This is a genomic window from Nostoc sp., from assembly GCF_036917235.1.
Lineage (GTDB): Bacteria > Cyanobacteriota > Cyanobacteriia > Cyanobacteriales > Nostocaceae > Nostoc.
This window is the reverse complement of sequence record NZ_JBALDU010000065.1, coordinates 25,918-45,448: the sequence shown is the minus strand read 5'-3', so window position 1 is coordinate 45,448 and position 19,531 is coordinate 25,918. Positions and strand designations below refer to the sequence as shown.

Here is a 19,531-nt window from a genome sequence, read left to right as displayed (position 1 = left end):
ACCATTAACTATTGACTAATAGCTAAACAATCAGTTTCTGCCCACCAGGCATAAATAGGTGTGTCGCGGTCTGGTAAAGTGCCAAGAGTATTAGGTTGCAACACATTAATATTAATGCCATTTGTTAATTCCATAACATAATTAACGTGTGTGCCCAAATACATAACGTTAACAAGCCGTCCTTCAAAGCAGTTCACTGGCAAATTAGGTGGATACAAAGAAAGCTGTATTTTTTCTGGACGCACACTCACTACTACAGCTTGTGATAATTCAGTTGGTGTATCTTCAGCGCGGCTAATAACGATTGATAGTCCCATTTTTGTGGAAATTTTAATATTAGAGGAGTCTACCGCGACGATTTCACCACTGAATAAATTAGTATCACCAATAAAATCAGCAACAAAGGATGTACAGGGACGTTCGTAAATTTGGCTGGGAGTGCCAACTTGTTCAATTTTGCCTTGATTCATCACGGCAATGCGATCGCTCAAAGACAATGCTTCTTCTTGGTCGTGTGTCACCATTACAAAGGTTAACCCCAAGCCTTTGTGTAAATTTGATAACTCAACCTGCATTTCTTTACGTAGTTTTAAATCTAACGCCCCTAAAGGTTCATCCAGTAGTACCACGGTGGGACGGTTGACTAGGGCCCTTGCTAAAGCTACTCGCTGCTGTTGACCACCAGAAAGTTGATTGGGAAAGCGCGATCGCAAACTTTCCATTTTCACCAGTTTTAAAGCTTCTTGGACTCTAGCTTCAATTTTCGATTTGGGTATTTTTTTTAACCGCAGTCCAAAAGCAATGTTATTCCAGACATTCAGGTGGTTAAATAGAGCGTAACTTTGAAATACAGTATTGACGGGTCGGCGGTAAGGGGGCACATTAGTCATGGACTGACCCTGAATAAACACCTTACCAGCGTCAGCAATTTCAAACCCAGCAATTAAGCGCAGTGTTGTTGTTTTACCACAACCGGAGGGGCCTAAAATACTAAAAAATTCTCCTTGTCTGACATCCAAATCAATTCCATTTACTGCTGGTTCTTGGTTAAAAAACTTGAAGACGTTACGCAGTTCAACATCAAGTGGCTGAAAATTTGTTATCCCCCTCTGATTTTGCATGACAATTTGAGCCATAATCCTCAGTAGAATGCCGTGATATTACGTTATTTTGTCAATTGCTCAAGTCTTTTGGGCAGACTATATTTGACACTTTGGTTTATTGTATCCGCCAAAAACAATTGTTCAAGAATATACCCGCCCGATTCTTTCATACCCAGTAACGAAAATAAAATTGTGGTAAATTTATATACTATTTTTACCACTTAGAGATTCTGCGATTAAGTTAACAAACCTTAAAATTGCATATTAGCAATTGCTAAAAGTCTGGCTGGAATTGCATTTATTCATTTTGAATTTTGAATTGATACTTATGTCATTATTCCCATCACTTGGCAGCAAAAAAGATACACGTACAGTTGGACGTGGTTTCCAATCAATATTTTTAATCATATTTACCCTATTAATGGCCGGTGGGATTGAGGCTCGTTTGGCTTACTTGCAAATAGTTGAAGGGTCAAAACTCCGGGAACGAGCCGAAGCAAACCGAATTCGGCTGATTCTCAAGCAACCAGAACGGGGCAATATTTTTGACCGGAATGGCAAACTTTTAGCTAGCACTCGCTATCCTAGCTCTGTATACTTGTGGCCGATGGCACATACTAAGCCTTCCTGGTCTGTAGTCGGCCCGCGTCTAGCGCAAATTCTCAACATTCCCCAAGATGAGATGGAAAAGAAATTAGAACAAGCTGGTGCTAATTCTTCTTCACTCATCCGAGTTGCTCGCGATTTAAATGAAGCAGAAATCACGGCATTAAAGGAGTATAAAAATGAACTCCCAGAAGTGGAAATAAATACAGATTCTGTACGTTATTATCCCCACGGCAAGGAATTGGCGCACGTATTAGGTTATACACGAGAGTTGACCCCCGACCAGTTAAAGGGCAAGAAGGAGTTAGGCTATCGACTGGGAGATGTCATCGGTCAGATGGGCGTGGAAAAGGCTTATGAGAAAGCTCTACGGGGCGAATGGGGCGGTCAGCAAGTGGAAGTGGATGGTGCGGGTAGACCAATCCGGGTTATAGGGGAGAAACAGGCAAAAGCTGGTAATGATTTGCACCTAACCATAGATTTGGATGTACAAAAGGCGGCCGAAAAAGCTTTAGGAAATCACCGAGGTGCGATCGCAGCACTAGATCCGAATAATGGTGCTGTTTTAGCGTTGGTATCTTACCCCACCTTTGACCCAAATATCTTTTCCAAACAAAAACTCTCTCAAAAAGATTGGGAAAGTGTCCAAGGTAAAGATCATCCCTTAGTGAATCGCGCTCTGAGTGCCTTTCCACCCGCCAGTACTTTTAAAGTTGTCACTACGACAGCTGGACTGGAATCAGGTGAATTTTCTCCTGACTCAATACTACAAACCTTTGGCTCTCTTACTGTGGGTGGGGTGACATTCGGTGAGTGGAACCACGCCGGATTCGGGCCATTGGGATTTCCCAGAGCGATCGCTATGAGTAGTGATACTTTCTTCTATCAAGTTGGCAGAAAAGTCGGTGGCCCAACTTTAATTAAATGGAGTCGCAAATACGGGTTTGGTCAAAGAACTGGTATTGAATTTCGTGATGAAGAATCAGTAGGCTTGGTTCCAGATGAAACATGGAAGCGGAAAGTTTTGAAAACGCCTTGGACTGTTGGCGACACCATTAATATGTCAATTGGTCAAGGCGCTTTGCAAGTGACACCTCTGCAATCAGCGATTATGTTTTCTGTCCCTGCTAATGGTGGATATCGAGTTCAGCCGCATTTGCTTAAAGATAACGAAGAAGCAAAAAGTTGGCGAGAATCCTTAAATATGAAGGCGACAACTATCAAAGTTCTCCGCGACGGACTGCGAAAGGTGGTGAGTGAAGGTACTGGTAAGCGCTTAGACGTGCCGACAATTGCCCCAGCGTCCGGGAAGAGTGGCACAGCGGAAGCTGGTGTTGGTCGCCCAAATCATACATGGTTTGGTGCTTATGCGCCCAGTAATAAGCCAGAAATTGTGGTTGTGGCCTTTGGGGAAAATACTGGCGAACATGGCGGTACTATTTGCGGGCCAATGGTTTTACAAGTATTAGAAGCTTATTTTCAGCACAAGTATCCAGGTAAGTATCAAAAACCTCAGCCCGATCCATCAGAAGCTAAAACTCAAAGTTCAGGACATAGCACTGGAGATTAGTACCGCAAGGCGAAAGTCAAAAGTCAAACAGGTATACAGCGTAAGAGTTTCTAGTCTATCCCATTAGTTTTGATGGGTGAAAAAGTTCGTAGTAAGGACTTTAGTCCTAGATTTTTAAGCACTGAAGTGCATTACTACAAACTCATCAAAATTAATGGGACAGACCAGTAGTGTGCAAAGTTTAAAATTCAAGAAGCTTTTGGTCGAGGCAATAGAAGAGATGAGCTTATGATATCAATTGAAAACAAGTAATTACTGCCAATTAGTTTGCCCTTAAATACCTGCTAAGAATTTAGCAGAGTTATTTACAGATAATCTTAATTTTGAAATCCTCTTTTCCTTATGACTTTCCTGAAACCATCTCCACTTGGCGGACAGAAAAATACACGTACTGTTGGACAAAGTTTCCAGCCGATATTTTTAATTATATTTACTCTATTGATGCTGACAGGAATCAGCATTCGCTTGGCATATTTGCAAATTACTGAAGGAGCAAGCCACCGAAAACGAGCCGAGTCAAATCGAATTCGGATGATCCCTAAACAACCAGAACGAGGCAATATCTTTGACCGCAACGGCAAACTTTTAGCCAGTACTCGCTATCCTCGCTCTGTATATTTGTGGCCGATGGCACATACCAAACCAGCGTGGTCATTAGTGGGAGCGCGTCTATCTCAAATTCTCGATGTTCCCCAAGAAGAGATGGAAAAGAAACTAGAAGAGGCAGGTGCTAACTCTTCTTCACTCATCCGAATTGCTCGTGACTTAAACGAAGCGCAGATCACAGCATTGAAAGAGTATCAAACTGAACTTAAAGACGTAGAAATTCATACAGAAGCCGTTCGTTACTACCCCCACGCCCAAGAATTAGCCCATGTATTAGGTTATACGCGAGAACTGACCGGCGGTCAGTTAAAAGAAAAGAAGCAGGAAGGCTACAGATTGGGTGATGTAATTGGTCAAATGGGAGTTGAAAAAGCTTATGAGAAAACTCTGCGGGGCGAATGGGGCGGTCAGCAGGTAGAAGTGGATGGTGCTGGTCGCCCGCTCCGGGTTTTGGGTGAGAAACAGGCAAAACCTGGTAACGATTTGCACTTGACCATAGATTTAAATATGCAAAAGACAGCAGAAAAAGCTTTAGGCGATCGCGACGGTGCGATCGTGGCACTCGATCCAAAGAATGGTGCTGTTTTAGCAATGGTATCTCATCCCACCTTTGACCCAAATATTTTCTCGAAGCAGAAACTCACCCAAAAAGATTGGGAATTTGTCCAAGGTGCCGATCATCCCTTGGTAAATCGCGCCCTCAGCGCTTTTCCACCCGCTAGCACCTTCAAAATTGTCACCACCACAGCCGGTCTAGAATCAGGTAAATTTTCTCCTAGCACAGTCCTGCAAACCTACGGTTCCTTAAGTTTTGGCGGCACCCGATTTGGTGAATGGAATCACGCCGGATTCGGGCCGTTGGGTTTTGTCGGAGCATTACAGTGGAGTAGTGATACCTTCTTCTATCAAATTGGTCGCGGAGTCGGCGGCCCAACTTTAATTGAATGGACTCGCAAGTATGGATTTGGTAAAAAAACCGGGTTTGAGTTTGCCAACGAAGAAGCAAAAGGTTTAGTGCCAGATGAGACATGGAAGCAGAAAACTTGGAAGATACCTTGGACTGTAGGTGACAGCATTAATATGTCAATTGGTCAAGGTGCTTTACAAACTACGCCTTTGCAAGTCGCTATCATGTTCGCCGTACCCGCTAATGGTGGCTACCGAGTCCAGCCGCATTTGCTTAAAGATAATGAAAAAGCAAAAAGCTGGCGAGAATCTTTAAATATGAAGCCGACAACTATAAGTGTTCTCCGTCAGGGATTGCGGAAAGTAGTAGCTGAAGGTACTGGTAAAGCTTTGAAGCAGCCAACAATTCCTCCGGTAGCTGGTAAAAGTGGCACCGCCGAAGCCTGGAAGGATCGTGTTAAGCAAAATCACGCTTGGTTTGGTGCTTATGCACCTGCTGAACATCCAGAAATTGCGATCGTGGCATTTGCTGAACATTCCGGCGGTGGTGGTGGTAGCATTGCTGCGCCGATGATCTTACAAATTATGGAAGAATATTTTCAGCGCAAGTATCCAGGTAAGTATCAGAAACCAGCGCCTAAGAGTCCATAAAACAGCAGATGAAGCTAGATATGAGGCATTGGACGTTGATTGATTTATCCTTTGCCTTCATCTCCCCATCATCAAACAAAAATTAGGTCAATTATGATTGACGACTATATTCGAGCTGTAATGACTCAAAATCAGATTCCTGGACTTTCTATTGCAGTGGTGCAGGAAGGTGAACCTGTTTTAGTTAAGGGCTATGGACTGGCGAATATTGAACACTCTGTTCCAGGTACTGAACACACAGTTTATGAAATTGCGTCTGTCGGTAAAACTTTCACCGCTACAACCATAATGATGCTGGTGGAACAAGGGGTAATTTCGCTAGAAGATGCGATCGCAGAATATCTCGATTGTCTACCCATAATGTGGCAAAATGTCACAATCGGGTATATTCTGTCTCATCAGTCTGGAATTCCTAGCTATACCGATGCTCCAAACTACTGGGAAATTACTCATCTTGATTTATCTAAGTCTGAAATTTTGGCTCTAGTTACTCACTTACCCCTCAAGTTCCAACCAGGTGAGTTTAGCGCCTACGACAACACAGGCTACTATCTACTGGGTTTGCTCCTAGAAAAAGTAACTGGACAATCTTATGGAGATTTGTTACAAGAGCGTATTTTTGCTCCTTTGGGAATGAATGCAACCGTAATGAATAATCCCAGTGACATAGTGCCGCACCGGGCTGCTGGTTATCGGTTACTAAACAGCAAGCTTGTTAACAAACCTTATTACAGTCCCTCAGTTACCTATTCTGCTGGAGGTCAACTTTCCAGTGTAGAAGATATGGTGAAGTGGGAACAGGCGCTTTGTGGTGAAACTTTGCTAAAGCAATCAACCCTGAATTTGATGTGGACTCCTCATTTTCCCAATCAGGGTGATGATTGGGAAAAATTGAGATATGTTGCAGGTTTAGGTTGGTGGGTATTTAATTATGGCGATCGCCGAGTAGTTGGTCATAATGGTTCGATATTAGGATTTGCAAGTAACATTACCCGCTTTATTGATGACAAAATTACCGTAATTTTACTGTGCAATCTAGATAAAATTTCCCGATCAGATGCGATCGCTAAGAAAATTGCTGAATACTACTGTCCAGTTCTTACGGAACTAGTGCTTCAACCTCCATTAGGGGAGAGGGAGTAAAACCAATTACTCCTGACTCTGCCAATTTTAGATTTTGAATTTTGGATTGAAGAAAAATCTAAAATCGAGTAACTCCTATGGCGATATCTTTGCGGGTTTTAAGTTTCTGGCTTTATAGAACATTTCTAAGCTATTGCGATCGCCTACAAAACGCCAGTGCCAAGGCTCATAACTCACACCTTGAACATTATCTTTGGGAAAAGACATTTCAAAGCCAAAACGCGGTGCATTTGCTTGCAGCCACCGATAAGCCTTGGTATTGTCAAAGTTTGTTTGAAGATTAGTTGCTGGTACTGCTCCATCTCCAACATCCACAGCATAACCTGTGTGATGTTCGCTATGACCAGGAGGAGCGCTGAGGGCAGCCCGTTGTGCTGGCGTTTGATTTCGTTGGGCACCGACAGCAAAAAACAACTGCTCTTGGTCTTTGACTGAGCGAAAGCCAGAAATCGGCACTACAATGACACCTGCACTCCGGGCTGCTGCTACCATCTCCTCAAACTTTTGGGCAGCAGGTTTTCGCATTCTAATGCCCCTATTTGCGGAGATGGTTACTAGTTCTGACTCAGGGGCTTCTGGGTATGGAAAATGCCCTAATACAGTATCGCTGGAATTATTAGATGCTGGCGGAGTTGGAGTTCTAGGAGCAGAAGTAGCTGGTAAAGATTGAGAATCAGCGGTTTTTTTGGGTGCAGTGACGAAAAACAAAAAACCGCTTATTAAAGCGAGCAAGACAAATCCCATTACTCCCCCAATCAAAATAATTCGGGGTTGCAACCAAATTTTAGGTGCTGCAACAGGGGTATCGCGTACAGCCACTGGAATATCATCACCAAGGTCATTCGATGAGTTTTGCGGTTTTCCAGAAAACCCTGCCTTATTCAAAGGTAAACTCCTGTTTTTGTGGAATAGCCATAACAGATTTTGCACTGGACAAAAGTAAACGTAACAGGTAGCATTTTACATCTGTGGTTCTTAGGCGCAATCTTGACAAACCTTTTAGAACTATACGTCAAGCTGGGAGGATTAGTCCTAGTAGGTTTTATTCTGGGACGCAAACTACCTGTGACAGTTCCTACACGCTTGGGACTGTTTCTTTTTTGGGTGGGAGTACCCATAAGCATAGTATCGTTTTTGCGTCAATCTAGTTTATCAGGGCAAATTTGGATTGCACCTGCCATCGCTTACCTAGCTATTTTACTAGGAGCATTTTTAGCTTGGTTAGCCATTAAAGGACAAGCCTATTTTAGAAATACTGTCCCCCAACCATCAACTCAGGCTAGCTTGATATTAGCCGCAATGTTGGGTAATACTGGTTATCTTGGCTTTCCCATTACCTTAGCAATGTTAGGCAAGGAATACTTTGCTTGGGCGCTATTTTACGATTTGTTAGGTTCATTCCCAGGAACTTATGGCTTGGGTGTGTTGCTAGCAGCGCGTTTTGGCGTTGGTGTCCAGAATCATTGGCAGACTGCTAAGGCCATCTTAATTAATCCTGCCTTATGGAGTTTCGGATTTGGCTTGCTGGTTCGAGAAGCGACAATTCCCACAGTAGTAGAATTCTGCTTGGAGAAATTTGCTTGGTGTTGTGTAGCTTTATCTCTGGTCTTAATCGGAATGCGACTAGGGCTGCTTAAATCTTGGGGTAGCCTACCACAAGCAGGGATGAGCTTGGGAATCAAAATGCTGCTGGTTCCCTTAATATTGGGCAGTATATTACCACTGTTTGGATTAACTGGTTCCACAGCAAAGGTAATTGTCTTACAAATGGCTATGCCTCCAGCTTTCGGCACACTGGTAATTGCTGAGACATTCAATCTCGATCGCGATCTGGCAGTTACTGCCTTAGCTGCTGGGGCTATAGTATTGCTGGTTACTCTCCCTATTTGGCTATGGCTATTTTGATTTTGGATTTATGCACTGTGATGCGATCGCATTTGTAAATTCGGTCAATATTCACTTACAGGGGTATATTTAAGTGGCTCTGGACATGATTTCAGAGTAAGGGTAATTAATATTATTGGTAGTAGTTATAACTCAAGTACTATGTCAGTCACGCCAACTTCAGGTACACCAACAGCACCTACATCTCTAGATATCAGGTCATTTACCCCAGCCAGAACTGATTCACCACTCAATTTACCCTACTATACTTTTACTGACACAGTAAGTAATAAATGTCATCTAGAATGAAAAGCTCCTGCTTCTAGCGGCTCAGGTGGGGCAATCACAAGTTATCTAATTGAAAGTAGTGTTGATGGTACTAGTGGGTGGACAACAGTTAGAAACACAGAAAACATCAATAATAAGTATACAATATTTCAATTGACATTGAAGAAGTATATTTTAGGGTTAGTGCTATAAATGCTTCAGGAGTTGGAACACCTTCTAATGTTTTAACAGTGAAAGGTTCTACTTCAACTTGTGAAGGTACTATGGTTCGTCAAAATGGCGTATGGACATTCTTTAGAAATCCTAGAGCAGTTTGTTATGGGGGTAATACTTATATAGGTTGGGTTGATAATAGAGGAGTTGTTGGAATTACAAAAGCCAACAATATCAATCTACTCATTGGTAGAAGGCGAATACCAAATCCGCCAGTTCCGTGATGGCGAGTGCATTATCTCAGAATTTAATTTAACTGTAAAACAGATTTTTAATGCTGGTAATATTTAAACGACGTTTTTTTAGTTCTCAAAATGGCTAAAATCCTTATTCAGAGAGAGCTATATATATTTAAACAAATAGTTTTTTAAAATTCAGTAATTAATTCGCGTTAAATAAATTTGCTCTGTAAATTATGAGATTATGTATTTTACGTGTTTTGAAAAAATAAATCTTACCCCTGTAAAAAAAAGAGGTGGAAATAAAATTTACAAGCATTATGCACCCTCTACTGGATGTTGCCCATAATATGGTAAAGCCTCTGACCAATTAGGAAATTTGCCCTCTTGCCAATCAAGATTAGCTAGTTCCAAAATACTTGTCACTGTCGCTGCTAGCCCAGATTGAGCTTGAATCAGCTGATAATTAGTATTCCAATTTGCTAAAGTTTCCTGCCACGCTTCTGGTGTCAACACTCTATCTGACAAACACACTTTTAGTTTAGAAGTATCTGGCTCAAACTCATAAATAGCAGCGAAAATTTGACCTCGTTGGGCTTGCATTTCCACAGCCAAAGTTTTTATATTTTGACTTTTGCCTACTTCTGACCAAGCTACCGCAGCCAAAGTTGAAATCGCAAATACAGGAATATTTAACTGTTGCCCTAAAGTCCGAGCAGTAACAACACCAATCCGAGTTCCCGTAAAGCCACCAGGGCCTTTTGCAACTGCGATAAAGGAAAAATCCGCCCAAGTTTGTGGTTTGATAAATTCAATTAAATATTGATGCACTAAGCTAGATAAATCACGCCCCAAACTCCAAATTTGAGAGCGAGTATCGTCTGCAAAATTACTAATTGCTAGTCCTAATTCGGGAGTGGTGGTGTGTAGGGAGAGAGCGTATTTTTTGGTTGTTAGAGATTTTAGTTCTGTGGTCAAAATTAATTAAAATATTTATTGATTTTTCTATAGTTGACTTGATATATCTATTCAAGCACATGATAGTTCTGAATTTTCACTTTGTTTCTATTCTCATAAGGGGAAGCAATTAAAAAACTCTACTCTTCTAGAACCCTTACTATGACTGATTTTGAAGTAGTCATTTTAGTGTTGGGTCTAATTTATCTGTCAGTAAGCCTAAATTATTGGCAATAAGTTAAGATAACAGTCTACGCTCCTCAAATTGTTTACACCGCAAGCATTTCGTGGAGTTTAACGAAGGAAAAAGGTTTTAGCGATCGCTATACCCCCGCGAAAAACTTACGTGTGTAAAGTCAAAATAAATACTTTTGCTTTCACCGCGAAACTTGGGATTGAATTGTCAACGTTCTGTTATTAATGGGCACAAACATAACATACTACTTTTGACGTTTCAAGTCGGCACTAATTCACCAGGACGCAATTTCGACCACTTACCCGTTTCCCGCTTGAAGCTCAGACAACCAACAACATCCCATTCCATTTCAATCACATCATCTGTAGTCCGAATATTGACATTGATAGAAGGTTCATTGGGATCAAAATTTGGTGTTTCAGTCAAGTGAGGCTGTTGGTGCTGCCCTTCTACGGCATGATAGGTAACACAGCTGTCTACATAGTGGCAATTCACGCAAATACACATAATAGAACCAACTCCAGGGGCCTTTATTGTTAATCTAACGTAAGCCCAACTGTTATTCATGAGTTGCTGGGTTGATTTTTATTACAATGCACGAATCAATTCCTTCTACCCTCGCTCCCGAAAATTGGCCTTTTAGTTTGGAATTCCTACCACAACCCGCTTACATGGTAGGTGGCGCTGTCCGAGATGCGATCCTGGGCAGAACTCGCGAATATCTGGATCTAGATTTTGTTATACCATCCAAGGCGGTAAAGGTAGCGAGAGCGATCGCTCATCATTACAAAGCTGGTTTTGTCTTACTTGATGCAAAACGACAAATTGCGCGTGTGGTTTTTCCCCACGCCACGGCTGACTTTGCCCAGCAGGAAGGAGATAGTTTAGAAGTTGATTTGCACAGACGGGATTTTACAGTAAATGCGATCGCTTATAATCCCCATACGCAAGAAATTATCGATCCTCTGCAAGGTTATGTAGACTTACAACAAGGCATTTTGCGAATGGTATCACCCGCGAACCTAGAAGATGATCCTTTGCGGTTAATGCGAGGTTATCGCCAAGCCGCTCAACTAGGTTTTACTATTGAGCCAGCTACCCAAGCCGCAATTCGTTCTTTGGCATCGCATATCAGCAAAGTTGCAACCGAAAGAGTTAGGGTAGAAATTGGCTATCTACTGGCAAATTCTCAGGGTACTCCTTGGATCGCAACGGCTTGGGAAGATGGTTTACTTGTCCCTTTCTTCAAAAATGCTACCCCTGAAAGTTTGATCAAACTAGCAGCAGTTGACACAGCAGCTGCTTTACTTACCCAAAATTGGCAACAATTAGGGGCACAACTGCAAGAAAATGTCCGCGATAGTATTAAAACTACTTGGTTAGCTATTGCCAAACTTGCTTGTCTCGTCAACCCAGATCCCGAATTAGCAGAAATAGAGCTACAGGAACTAACTTATAGTCGTGCCGAAATCCGAGGTGTAACTACTGCTCTGAAATTGTTACCGCAATTTCAAGTAGTTGATATGTCGTTGCGAGAACAATACTTTTTGTTTCATAACGCAGATATTGTGTTCCCCGCTACGGCAGTGCTAGCTGTAGCAATTAATAATTTTGTAGAGGCAATATCTGGTGACAAGCCACTACACACAGCAGTGGAAACTAAATCTTTGAGCTACCAAATTTTAGCACCTTTGATCGACCGCTACCTCAACCCTAACGATGCGATCGCTCATCCCACTCCCCTAGTAAGCGGGAAGGAGTTGATCGTAGCATTAGATATTCCAGCTTCGCCAATTATCGGTCAGCTGCTGACTGAAATTGGTGTAGCACAAGCCGAGGGGAAACTTTCAACACCAGCAGAGGCGATCGCTTATGCACGTCAGTTACTTGATGGTTAAATATACTTAATTAATTTATGGTAATGTACCAAAGGCGATGCCTACGCAATTTTGGCAACTCCTGGCTAAGGCTAATAAATCTGCAACTTCAAGTACCTTAAGTATCCCCTACTTACCATAAAATACCCATCTTTATAGTCAATCCTTGCAATTACATACATCAATTATGCTACTATTTGCTTGATGTTAGCACTGCTTTGCTATGTTATTTCCTAAAATTTAGCACCGATGGATAACCGAATGAACTATAGACTAACCTATTCATTTTTATGCTTTAGTTGCTTGCCTTAAAATACTCTCGTACATTAAATTAAACACTTATTAGAAACAAAGACTTTCAGGTTTTTCTGATGGGTGGAGTTTTGATGAATAGCTTTTCTTGGACAGGACTAACTGCTTATGAATGGACAGCCTTTAATTTTGGTTGTTGAACAGAGTTTACATGATTTAGAGCTACTTAATTCTCATCTAGGAATATTAAATTTTTCATGTATTTGTACCAAACAAGGGGTGAGGGCTGTGATGTTGGCACAAACTCATCAACCAGATTTAATCCTGCTAGATACGAAGCTATCTAACTTGAGTGCAAACCAAGTCATTGACGATCTCAAGCATGACTCAAAAACTGCTACCATTCCAATCATTGCAGTCACACCTCTAAGAACAGTACAAGACGATCGCTCCACGATGCTCACAGCATTTGATGATTGCATTACTAAACCCTATAATTTTAATCAATTAGAAGTGGTAATCAGTCGCCACATCAGTCAGCTAAATTCCTAACATTTATCTTAGGAATAGATTCGGGATTACCACGTTCAGGTAATTCCTTGAGAATTACAACAATCCCAGTACGGCCTGTTGCTAAATTGGTGTTTGTCATCAGGTAAAGGACAGGTTGAGCAATAATTTCCTCAATCAAATTTTTTAAATCTGGTTTAATTATTTTCTCTAAATATAATCGTACTTGTTCAGCTAAAGTATCATAACCTCCTTTTAGTAAAGTTTGTTCAGCTTGAGTAACAGAGTTTTCTAAAGAAATTACGATTTCAGTATCAAAAAAATGACAAATGATTTGGCTAGGAGACTTCCCTAGTCTATCATTATATAAATTTATAATCCGCTGTGATATTTCTGTTTCTAATTGTCCAATAGTCGGTTGTCCCATTAGTACCTACTATGTAATATTTATTGCTATCAGCGAAAAATTTAAGTATCCAACATTATAGTAAATGATTATGGAATAGTCTGATAAAATCAATCACTATTTTATATGAACTTGGTGTATCAATGTGATGTATTTAGTATGCATTTATTTAAGAATATTTCCAATTTTGACGGAGTAAAATTTGTTAACTAACGATTTATGCAGTGTTCAGCTAATAACTGGATTTTATCGTCATTTGCTCATAGGTAATTAGCTTATTTTGTGCCAAATAAGCTCCCGCGTAGCCCGCCGTGCCTCCATCTCCGAAGCCAAGAATAATATAGCCATCTCCATCCAAATGGTCATCAATGGCAGCCGCATACAGCGTCACATCAGAATGTAATGTACATTACAAAACTCTCTATACCTTCCAGTACAGCGAATAAGCAGACAAACTTAGGTTCTAATAAAGAGTGTGTTAGCCACTGAGACAATTTGTGAAAAACCAATACAACATATTTGGCATTAATTCTTAGAAGCTCATATCTTCCACTCTGGCGACACATTCTGTACGGCCGAAGCAACTGTAATTCCAACACTTTTCGGTTAAGGGGGAAAGGGAAAAAGGAAAGGGTTTGAATTTACCTTTACCCCAGCCCCAGTAACCTTTACTCAGCCCAAAAGAGAGATTGTTGGGTTTATCCGAAAAGTATTGACTGTGATTCTGCAATGCCAAAGCGCTTGGCAATTGCTGGTAAATACCAAACTAACTCAACTACGGCTTTGATGATAACCAAATTACCGCCTGGTTTCATAATCTTGCCATCTACCTGCAAACAACCTTTGTCTAGTGTATCTTGCAGTTCTGGCATATTGATTGATGTGAGCTTGAGTAATAGTGCCAAAGGGATCTGTCAGCTATTTCTAGTCAGTAAATATCTAGTGTGGTATTAGTCGTATTGTTGAAGACAATCAATCACACAGGAATTTCATAATTAGCGATTAATCACGCCTAATTTAAAGATGACTTTAAAAATGATTTAATCGATATATTTTGTGAGAAAGTTAATACAAAGGTATATTCACTGATCTCAAATTCATGGATTCTTTATTTATCAATTCCTTACTTGAAGAGTTGAAAAACCCGGATGCCACAGTGCGCGACAAGGCAACCAGAAAAATCTGGCGGATCTGGTTTCAGCAAAAGGGAATCTATGGGCTGGAAATAATTGACCGCAGTCAAAAGTTACTGGATGCAGGTGAAATTGCTGAAGCTGAAACATCACTGACGGCATTAATTAAAGACCAGCCAGATTTTGCCGAAGCTTGGAATCGTCGAGCTTTCCTCTATTACAGTATTGGCGATTATCAAAAATCTCTGGCAGATTGTCAGATGGTTGTGCAGATAAATCCAATACATTTTGGCGCACTTCATGGTATGGGCTTATGTTATGCAGCACTAGGAGAGTATGGTCAAGCTATCCGAGCTTTTCAACGTGCTTTAGAAATTCAACCCTATTCTCTAGTAAATCAAAAGTTGATTCTAGAATGTACTTTTAGATTCAGCTACAACGGCAGATAGGAGAGAGCATCATACTGTTTTATAAATCCGTTATCACCCTCATCGATAGCAATTTATCGCCTTAGTCGCCGCAGTTTTATTCAATATGCTTCTATCTGGAGTTAATAGCAGCGTCATTGCTGCTAGTACTAACAGCAACTAACCGTCAACTAGTAATTCTCGATTGAATAAAGTTACCTTTAGTACAAACTAGATAGCACAAGCAGAACACGGGGAATATACTAGGCGATGTCTATGAGGGGCTGCGCTTACGCCACCGATATTTACAAAGACTACACTTTAGATGTAGTTATGAAAAAGAGTCGGATCTACGTTCCCTGTGGTACTCAATTGTCGATGAGGGTTCGATATATTTCTTTATAGGTTATGGCATGGATGCCGTGAATGCCATAGCAAAAAACATTCCCAAAATTACAGTTGCAGCAATTTTCTAGAAAGACCCCTGGTATTTGATTGCACATCCCAACTCAGCAATTAACATTTTTGCCGATCTTATCTTTTTTACTCTGTTAAGCTAAAGGTTTTTCTAACTATAGCAATCCTAAATGAGTTGTGAAAATCGAGAGAATAAGAGGATATAGAGGTTTTGTATTATGTTGTTTACAATCTCCAACGCCGGAGAAAACCACCTTTAGAAGTTTATCGCTTTGTAAATGGTGAATATGTATTACAGCCAGGAAATTTCGTTTGGTTAAGCATCTTGAATATCTAGTTCTGCTTCTGGACTAATTATTAACTGATAGCTCATTCAGTTAAACCTAGTCTTTGCTTTACGGATTGCCAGTTTGAACCTTGGTTTGGGTTTTGGCGATGCATCTCCAAGCGTCTATCTAATTCTTGTTTTTGCTCATAGCTGAGAGGAACTTCATCGGGTGTGGTAAGAATGCTGTCCCATAAGTCCTCGGCAAGCTGTATACGTTCAGATACACTTAGTTCGGAAATATCGAAGTTTAATATGGGATGCATAGTTGTTGTTAATGTAGTTACTCAATCTAATTTTATTTTAGATTATAAATGACTTAATCTTATTCCCAATAAAGTAAAGCATCAAGTTTACCTGATTCGGTAAATGTTCTAGCAGCTAGTAAACATTAGACCTCTTGCAAAAGTCCCTAACACCCCACCCCCAACCCCTCCCCGCAAGCGGTGAGGGGAGACAAAGCGTAGCTTTGGCGGGGTGGGGTTCTTTCTTATTTTTGATTTATGCAAGAGGTCTATTGCAGCAAATCAACACACATTTTCGCATGATAATTTTCTTCTTGTCCACCAACTACTAATTTTTCTATTCTCTATAGTAGTCAACAGTTGAATCTAGAGATACAAGAATACAATACTTTAAGTTAAGTAAGTTCGGACAAACAAATACAAGTGTAGATTTTGGTAATCTTTCTGGTTAAATATATTTAATACCATTACAAAAGACTTGAAGGCACAGGTATGGGACAAGGGTTTATTCCAGAGACGAATGTAGATAAGTTACTGAGACTGTATACAGACGGAAAAAGAGATTTTCAAAATATAAACTTGAAACAAGCATCTCTCGCAGTCGTAAATTTGTCAGAGGTGAATCTGAGAGGAGCAAACCTACAATTATCATGCTTACAGGAGGTAGACCTGCAAGGAGCAAACCTGGAGGGAGCTAACCTGAAAAAAGCCGACTTATCAGAAGCAAATTTAGAAGGGGCTAATCTGCGAAAAGCTAACTTGCAAGGGGCAAGGTTGATCGGGACGGAAGTACGTAGAGCAAACCTACAAGAGGTAAATCTGAGACAAGCAGATTTAGGAGGTGTTAGAAACTTAAGTATGGCAGACTTGCTTGCAGCAGATATGCAAGGCGCTAACTTAGAGACGACAAACCTAGAGAAGGTAAACCTGCAAGGAGTTAACCTGAGAAAAGCTAACCTGAAAACAGCACGTTTATTTGAAGCTGACCTGAGTAGCGCCGAACTTCAAGATGCAGTTTTTCAAAGCGCTTTTTATAACGAAAAAACTCGTTTTCCTGAAGATTTTGACCCAGTTAGTGCTGGAATGTATTTAATTGCTCCTAAAGTGTCACTGCAAGGGACAAAACTGGTCGGAGCATTACTATTTGAAGTCGATTTAAGTGAGGCAGATTTAACAGAGGTAGACTTGACTGATGCACATTTGGAGAAAGCTAACCTACAAGGAGCAACATTAAAGGGAGCATCCTTTGATAGTGCAGAACTATTACAGACAAACTTATCTGGTGCAGACCTAACAGGAGCAGATTTAAGTTTTGCAAGTCTTAAAGAAGCAATAATTGTCGATACCAAATTTCAAGATGCTTGTTACAACAGATTTACTAAATTTCCTCAAGAGTTTGACCCTGTAAGCGCTGGAATGCGTTGGATTTATATTGATATTGATTAGTAATGTAGAGTAAACCTCTCATGAAATGTAAAATAGCTTTTTAATTCTATCTACCGAATACAATTTCATTGGATATCCATTCTTGTAATATGGATTTTTTCTGATCCCATCTGGCTCTCCCAACTGCTTGATTTGTTTTGGGGTTAAACCCAGTTCATCTTTTAATGTTGTTGCTGACTTGAATTCAAGTTGATTACCTTGCTCATCTACTGGATAAAAATTACGTATACAGTAATCAAAGCCATTTTGAGGTGACATAGGCTGATGACTAGCAGATGCACAAACCCCTTCTCCAGCTTTAACCAAGTGACCTACACCCCACAGTAAAGGAAGTTTATTAGTTTCGGCTATTTCAATCGATTGCTTTTTCACTTTTTCAAAATCTTTAGACTGGTAGCCAAGAAATTTATTAGTCCACCAATAAAGAGACTCGTAATCAACAAGCCGAACAGAGCAAAATATAACCGTACAATATTCTCCTTCATAATCACCTGTAAATCGCCATACTACGGCGACACATTCAGATGGTAAAGGAGTTTTTTTTTGAGCCACTCACATTGCTCATAACGCTTTTTCAATGCCTTTTTACTCGGTGCATACATTGGATTTTCAGGAATATAAATTTTTTTACCTGCAAACTCCTCACAATATTTACCGCGTAGACTTGGAGCAATTAATACCGTCATTTCTTCTGGGTCAATTGCAATCAAATTCAGATCAAACAGAGTATGTAAATCTGCCCGAAGAAGCAAACCATTGGAAGGATGATTAGTCTCAGAACCAAGATAGGGAATAATATGTGCTGCTTCCAGAGCTTGTTCTACATCACTTCCAGAAATAGCACATTTACCGTTATGAGTTATAAGCAACTGCTGACGAAATTTAGGCTGACCTTGGCGACGAGTAATTGATGTAGCGATTTTTTTCTAGCATCCTGAATATTTTCTGGATCAAAATCATCAATAATATTATCTAAAGTGTCAGTATTATTAGGCTCTCGAATTTCTTCTTGAATTTGACTGTTATTTGAAATGCTGCTATAAATTATTATTTGATCTAATGCATCATCAGTGATTATCTCAATGCCTACTGATTCTAACCAATGTGTTAAACGCTTTTTTATTTGTTCATTTTCAAATTCTGTCCAAGTATCACCAACAATATATTTGACTCGTTTAAAATGTCCTCTTCCTCCTCCATTAAATGCATTTTTCACCTGTAAACGCAGTGTAGGATCTTCAAGATTTTCGATGAAAAGTTCCATATCATTGCTACCATCACATAAATCTGGTATTTGGAGATACCGATTACCAGACTCTAATTCTTCAAAATCTAAATCATTAATTTCACTATCACTAGATAAGTAGATGACTTTGCTTTGCATATCTATAATCAATTCACCCAATTCATTATAGTTTTTTAATACTTCTATTATCCAGTCAATATCTATCTTGAGTTTTATCATAAGAACTTTTTCCATTAATAGCTAACTATAAAAATATCCTAAATTTGTATTATTTTACAATATTTTATCAAAGCTAGTGTTAATTTTCTTAGTTTATAGTAGCTCTTGTAAACTACCCTATCTTATCCCTCACCCAAGCCCGAAAGAATTTCAGCAAGGCAATTTCCCCGCTTGTTTTACTCTGCCCAATAAATCTACTTATCTCACTCACTGAAACTATAGGAAAAGCAATACTAAACTTACACTCGACATATTGCCCTTCTATCAAATGATAAAATTTTAAATTTTTCCCATCATATCTCCAAAGTTCAGTTACACCCAACGCTGAATAAATCCCCAATTTGTTAACGGAACTACTGGTAATGTCAATCTCAATTGCTAAGTCAGGCGGCGGATCATTTTCTAAATCTAAAGTTTGCTTACCCCTAATAGCTAGTTCATTCTGGATATAGTAGCAAGTATCTGGTTCTATTCCCTGCTTTGATATTTTCCGCTTCAATGTTGTAGAACCAGCGCTTCTAATTTCAATTCCTAATTCTTCAGCTAAAACTAGAATAAAACGGTCAAATTGAATTTTGGGATTTTCGTGTTCAAAAAGTGGAGTCATGATTTCTAAAACACCGCAGTCATAAGCAAACCGAGAACCTCTATCTTCACCTGTATCTCTCAGCAAGGCTTCAAAGGTTTCCCAGCTAATCTTATGTAGCACTGTTCTTTGTTCTGCAAGGGTTGACTTGACAAGCATA

The 19,531-nt window shown here is 40.1% G+C and carries 22 protein-coding genes and 1 pseudogene; 11 read left to right on the top strand and 12 right to left on the bottom strand.

The features are described 5' to 3' along the window. Window positions 1-8: 8 nt before the first annotated feature. Window positions 9-1,136: an ABC transporter ATP-binding protein gene (locus V7K44_RS19010; protein WP_334933466.1), complete on the bottom strand. Its 1,128-nt coding sequence runs from the start codon at window positions 1,134-1,136 to the stop codon at window positions 9-11. 295 nt (window positions 1,137-1,431) lie between these two features. Here V7K44_RS19010 and mrdA (V7K44_RS19005) point away from each other — a divergent pair, with 295 nt between their 5' ends. From mrdA (V7K44_RS19005) to V7K44_RS18995, 3 genes are all read left to right on the top strand, one after another. Beyond that, window positions 1,432-3,279, top strand: coding sequence for a penicillin-binding protein 2 (mrdA, locus tag V7K44_RS19005; RefSeq protein WP_334933465.1), 1,848 nt, complete (start codon window positions 1,432-1,434; stop codon window positions 3,277-3,279). 342 nt (window positions 3,280-3,621) lie between these two features. Continuing rightward, entirely contained in the window at window positions 3,622-5,442 is a 1,821-nt protein-coding gene (gene mrdA / locus V7K44_RS19000; protein ID WP_334933464.1) for a penicillin-binding protein 2, read from the top strand. Between the two features lie 93 nt (window positions 5,443-5,535). After that, window positions 5,536-6,585 carry a serine hydrolase domain-containing protein gene (locus V7K44_RS18995; protein WP_334933463.1) on the top strand — a complete coding sequence of 350 codons (1,050 nt, stop codon included), beginning with the start codon at window positions 5,536-5,538 and terminating at the stop codon, window positions 6,583-6,585. A 75-nt stretch (window positions 6,586-6,660) separates the two neighbouring features. On the opposite strand, the gene V7K44_RS18990 is transcribed toward V7K44_RS18995, so the two are convergent. Further along, window positions 6,661-7,470: a M15 family metallopeptidase gene (locus tag V7K44_RS18990; RefSeq protein ID WP_334933462.1), complete on the bottom strand. Its 810-nt coding sequence runs from the start codon at window positions 7,468-7,470 to the stop codon at window positions 6,661-6,663. A 102-nt stretch (window positions 7,471-7,572) separates the two neighbouring features. On the opposite strand from V7K44_RS18990, the gene V7K44_RS18985 reads away from it, so the two are divergent. From V7K44_RS18985 to V7K44_RS18975, 3 genes are all read left to right on the top strand, one after another. Then, window positions 7,573-8,490 carry an AEC family transporter gene (locus V7K44_RS18985; protein WP_334933461.1) on the top strand — a complete coding sequence of 306 codons (918 nt, stop codon included), beginning with the start codon at window positions 7,573-7,575 and terminating at the stop codon, window positions 8,488-8,490. 141 nt (window positions 8,491-8,631) lie between these two features. After that, complete coding sequence (locus V7K44_RS18980) at window positions 8,632-8,778, top strand: hypothetical protein (protein WP_334933460.1); 147 nt, start codon at window positions 8,632-8,634, stop codon at window positions 8,776-8,778. A gap of 242 nt (window positions 8,779-9,020) precedes the next feature. Beyond that, window positions 9,021-9,194: a hypothetical protein gene (locus tag V7K44_RS18975; protein ID WP_334933520.1), complete on the top strand. Its 174-nt coding sequence runs from the start codon at window positions 9,021-9,023 to the stop codon at window positions 9,192-9,194. A gap of 273 nt (window positions 9,195-9,467) precedes the next feature. Here the strand turns inward: V7K44_RS18975 and tsaB are convergent, their stop codons facing one another. Together tsaB and V7K44_RS18960 are read right to left on the bottom strand one after the other, a co-directional pair. Next, on the bottom strand, window positions 9,468-10,127 hold the full coding sequence (gene tsaB / locus V7K44_RS18965; protein ID WP_334933459.1) for a tRNA (adenosine(37)-N6)-threonylcarbamoyltransferase complex dimerization subunit type 1 TsaB: 660 nt from the start codon (window positions 10,125-10,127) through the stop codon (window positions 9,468-9,470). Window positions 10,128-10,560: 433 nt separating this feature from the next. Continuing rightward, window positions 10,561-10,809, bottom strand: coding sequence for a Ycf34 family protein (locus V7K44_RS18960; protein WP_094329750.1), 249 nt, complete (start codon window positions 10,807-10,809; stop codon window positions 10,561-10,563). A gap of 86 nt (window positions 10,810-10,895) precedes the next feature. On the opposite strand from V7K44_RS18960, the gene V7K44_RS18955 reads away from it, so the two are divergent. Together V7K44_RS18955 and V7K44_RS18950 are read left to right on the top strand one after the other, a co-directional pair. Continuing rightward, the gene (locus V7K44_RS18955) at window positions 10,896-12,200 is read left to right on the top strand and encodes a CCA tRNA nucleotidyltransferase (protein ID WP_334933458.1); all 1,305 of its coding nucleotides are present in this window, start codon (window positions 10,896-10,898) and stop codon (window positions 12,198-12,200) included. Between the two features lie 399 nt (window positions 12,201-12,599). After that, complete coding sequence (locus tag V7K44_RS18950) at window positions 12,600-12,983, top strand: response regulator (protein WP_334933457.1); 384 nt, start codon at window positions 12,600-12,602, stop codon at window positions 12,981-12,983. Here V7K44_RS18950 and V7K44_RS18945 read toward each other — a convergent pair. The 3 genes and pseudogenes from V7K44_RS18945 to V7K44_RS18935 all read right to left on the bottom strand — a co-directional run. Next, a complete protein-coding gene (locus V7K44_RS18945) occupies window positions 12,964-13,368 on the bottom strand; it encodes a DUF2294 domain-containing protein (protein ID WP_334933456.1) in 405 nt (134 codons plus the stop codon). The genes V7K44_RS18950 and V7K44_RS18945 overlap by 20 nt on opposite strands. A 211-nt stretch (window positions 13,369-13,579) precedes the next feature. Further along, window positions 13,580-13,738, bottom strand: a complete 159-nt coding sequence (locus V7K44_RS18940; RefSeq protein WP_334933455.1) for a hypothetical protein — start codon at window positions 13,736-13,738, stop codon at window positions 13,580-13,582. 325 nt (window positions 13,739-14,063) lie between these two features. Continuing rightward, a pseudogene (locus V7K44_RS18935) lies at window positions 14,064-14,225 on the bottom strand (GTP cyclohydrolase II); the annotation flags it as partial. A gap of 221 nt (window positions 14,226-14,446) precedes the next feature. On the opposite strand from V7K44_RS18935, the gene V7K44_RS18930 reads away from it, so the two are divergent. Further along, window positions 14,447-14,929 (top strand): tetratricopeptide repeat protein, encoded by a 483-nt coding sequence (locus tag V7K44_RS18930; RefSeq protein ID WP_094351738.1) that lies wholly within the window; start codon window positions 14,447-14,449, stop codon window positions 14,927-14,929. A 586-nt stretch (window positions 14,930-15,515) separates the two neighbouring features. Then, entirely contained in the window at window positions 15,516-15,641 is a 126-nt protein-coding gene (locus V7K44_RS18925) for a hypothetical protein (protein WP_334933454.1), read from the top strand. Between the two features lie 32 nt (window positions 15,642-15,673). Here V7K44_RS18925 and V7K44_RS18920 read toward each other — a convergent pair whose 3' ends face one another. Then, complete coding sequence (locus V7K44_RS18920) at window positions 15,674-15,895, bottom strand: addiction module protein (RefSeq protein WP_334933453.1); 222 nt, start codon at window positions 15,893-15,895, stop codon at window positions 15,674-15,676. Window positions 15,896-16,366: 471 nt separating this feature from the next. On the opposite strand from V7K44_RS18920, the gene V7K44_RS18915 reads away from it, so the two are divergent. Then, a complete protein-coding gene (locus V7K44_RS18915; RefSeq protein ID WP_334933452.1) occupies window positions 16,367-17,320 on the top strand; it encodes a pentapeptide repeat-containing protein in 954 nt (317 codons plus the stop codon). An 18-nt stretch (window positions 17,321-17,338) separates the two neighbouring features. Here the strand turns inward: V7K44_RS18915 and V7K44_RS18910 are convergent, their stop codons facing one another. From V7K44_RS18910 to V7K44_RS18895, 4 genes are all read right to left on the bottom strand, one after another. Next, complete coding sequence (locus tag V7K44_RS18910) at window positions 17,339-17,872, bottom strand: hypothetical protein (protein ID WP_334933451.1); 534 nt, start codon at window positions 17,870-17,872, stop codon at window positions 17,339-17,341. Beyond that, on the bottom strand, window positions 17,827-18,189 hold the full coding sequence (locus V7K44_RS18905; protein WP_334933450.1) for an HNH endonuclease: 363 nt from the start codon (window positions 18,187-18,189) through the stop codon (window positions 17,827-17,829). The genes V7K44_RS18910 and V7K44_RS18905 overlap by 46 nt, the downstream gene beginning before the upstream one ends. After that, window positions 18,180-18,785 (bottom strand): UPF0158 family protein, encoded by a 606-nt coding sequence (locus V7K44_RS18900; RefSeq protein ID WP_334933449.1) that lies wholly within the window; start codon window positions 18,783-18,785, stop codon window positions 18,180-18,182. The genes V7K44_RS18905 and V7K44_RS18900 overlap by 10 nt, the downstream gene beginning before the upstream one ends. Before the next feature lie 112 nt (window positions 18,786-18,897). Beyond that, window positions 18,898-19,530 (bottom strand): Uma2 family endonuclease, encoded by a 633-nt coding sequence (locus V7K44_RS18895; RefSeq protein WP_334933448.1) that lies wholly within the window; start codon window positions 19,528-19,530, stop codon window positions 18,898-18,900. Window position 19,531: the final 1 nt, after the last annotated feature.

Coding starts and splice junctions, on each gene's coding strand:
- V7K44_RS19010 (WP_334933466.1), bottom strand. CDS start 1,136: ATGGCTCAAATTGTCATGCAAAATCAGAGGGGGATAACAAATTTTCAG.
- mrdA (WP_334933465.1), top strand. CDS start 1,432: ATGTCATTATTCCCATCACTTGGCAGCAAAAAAGATACACGTACAGTT.
- mrdA (WP_334933464.1), top strand. CDS start 3,622: ATGACTTTCCTGAAACCATCTCCACTTGGCGGACAGAAAAATACACGT.
- V7K44_RS18995 (WP_334933463.1), top strand. CDS start 5,536: ATGATTGACGACTATATTCGAGCTGTAATGACTCAAAATCAGATTCCT.
- V7K44_RS18980 (WP_334933460.1), top strand. CDS start 8,632: ATGTCAGTCACGCCAACTTCAGGTACACCAACAGCACCTACATCTCTA.
- V7K44_RS18975 (WP_334933520.1), top strand. CDS start 9,021: ATGGTTCGTCAAAATGGCGTATGGACATTCTTTAGAAATCCTAGAGCA.
- V7K44_RS18960 (WP_094329750.1), bottom strand. CDS start 10,809: ATGTGTATTTGCGTGAATTGCCACTATGTAGACAGCTGTGTTACCTAT.
- V7K44_RS18955 (WP_334933458.1), top strand. CDS start 10,896: ATGCACGAATCAATTCCTTCTACCCTCGCTCCCGAAAATTGGCCTTTT.
- V7K44_RS18950 (WP_334933457.1), top strand. CDS start 12,600: ATGAATGGACAGCCTTTAATTTTGGTTGTTGAACAGAGTTTACATGAT.
- V7K44_RS18945 (WP_334933456.1), bottom strand. CDS start 13,368: ATGGGACAACCGACTATTGGACAATTAGAAACAGAAATATCACAGCGG.
- V7K44_RS18930 (WP_094351738.1), top strand. CDS start 14,447: ATGGATTCTTTATTTATCAATTCCTTACTTGAAGAGTTGAAAAACCCG.
- V7K44_RS18920 (WP_334933453.1), bottom strand. CDS start 15,895: ATGCATCCCATATTAAACTTCGATATTTCCGAACTAAGTGTATCTGAA.
- V7K44_RS18915 (WP_334933452.1), top strand. CDS start 16,367: ATGGGACAAGGGTTTATTCCAGAGACGAATGTAGATAAGTTACTGAGA.
- V7K44_RS18900 (WP_334933449.1), bottom strand. CDS start 18,785: ATGATAAAACTCAAGATAGATATTGACTGGATAATAGAAGTATTAAAA.
- V7K44_RS18895 (WP_334933448.1), bottom strand. CDS start 19,530: ATGCTTGTCAAGTCAACCCTTGCAGAACAAAGAACAGTGCTACATAAG.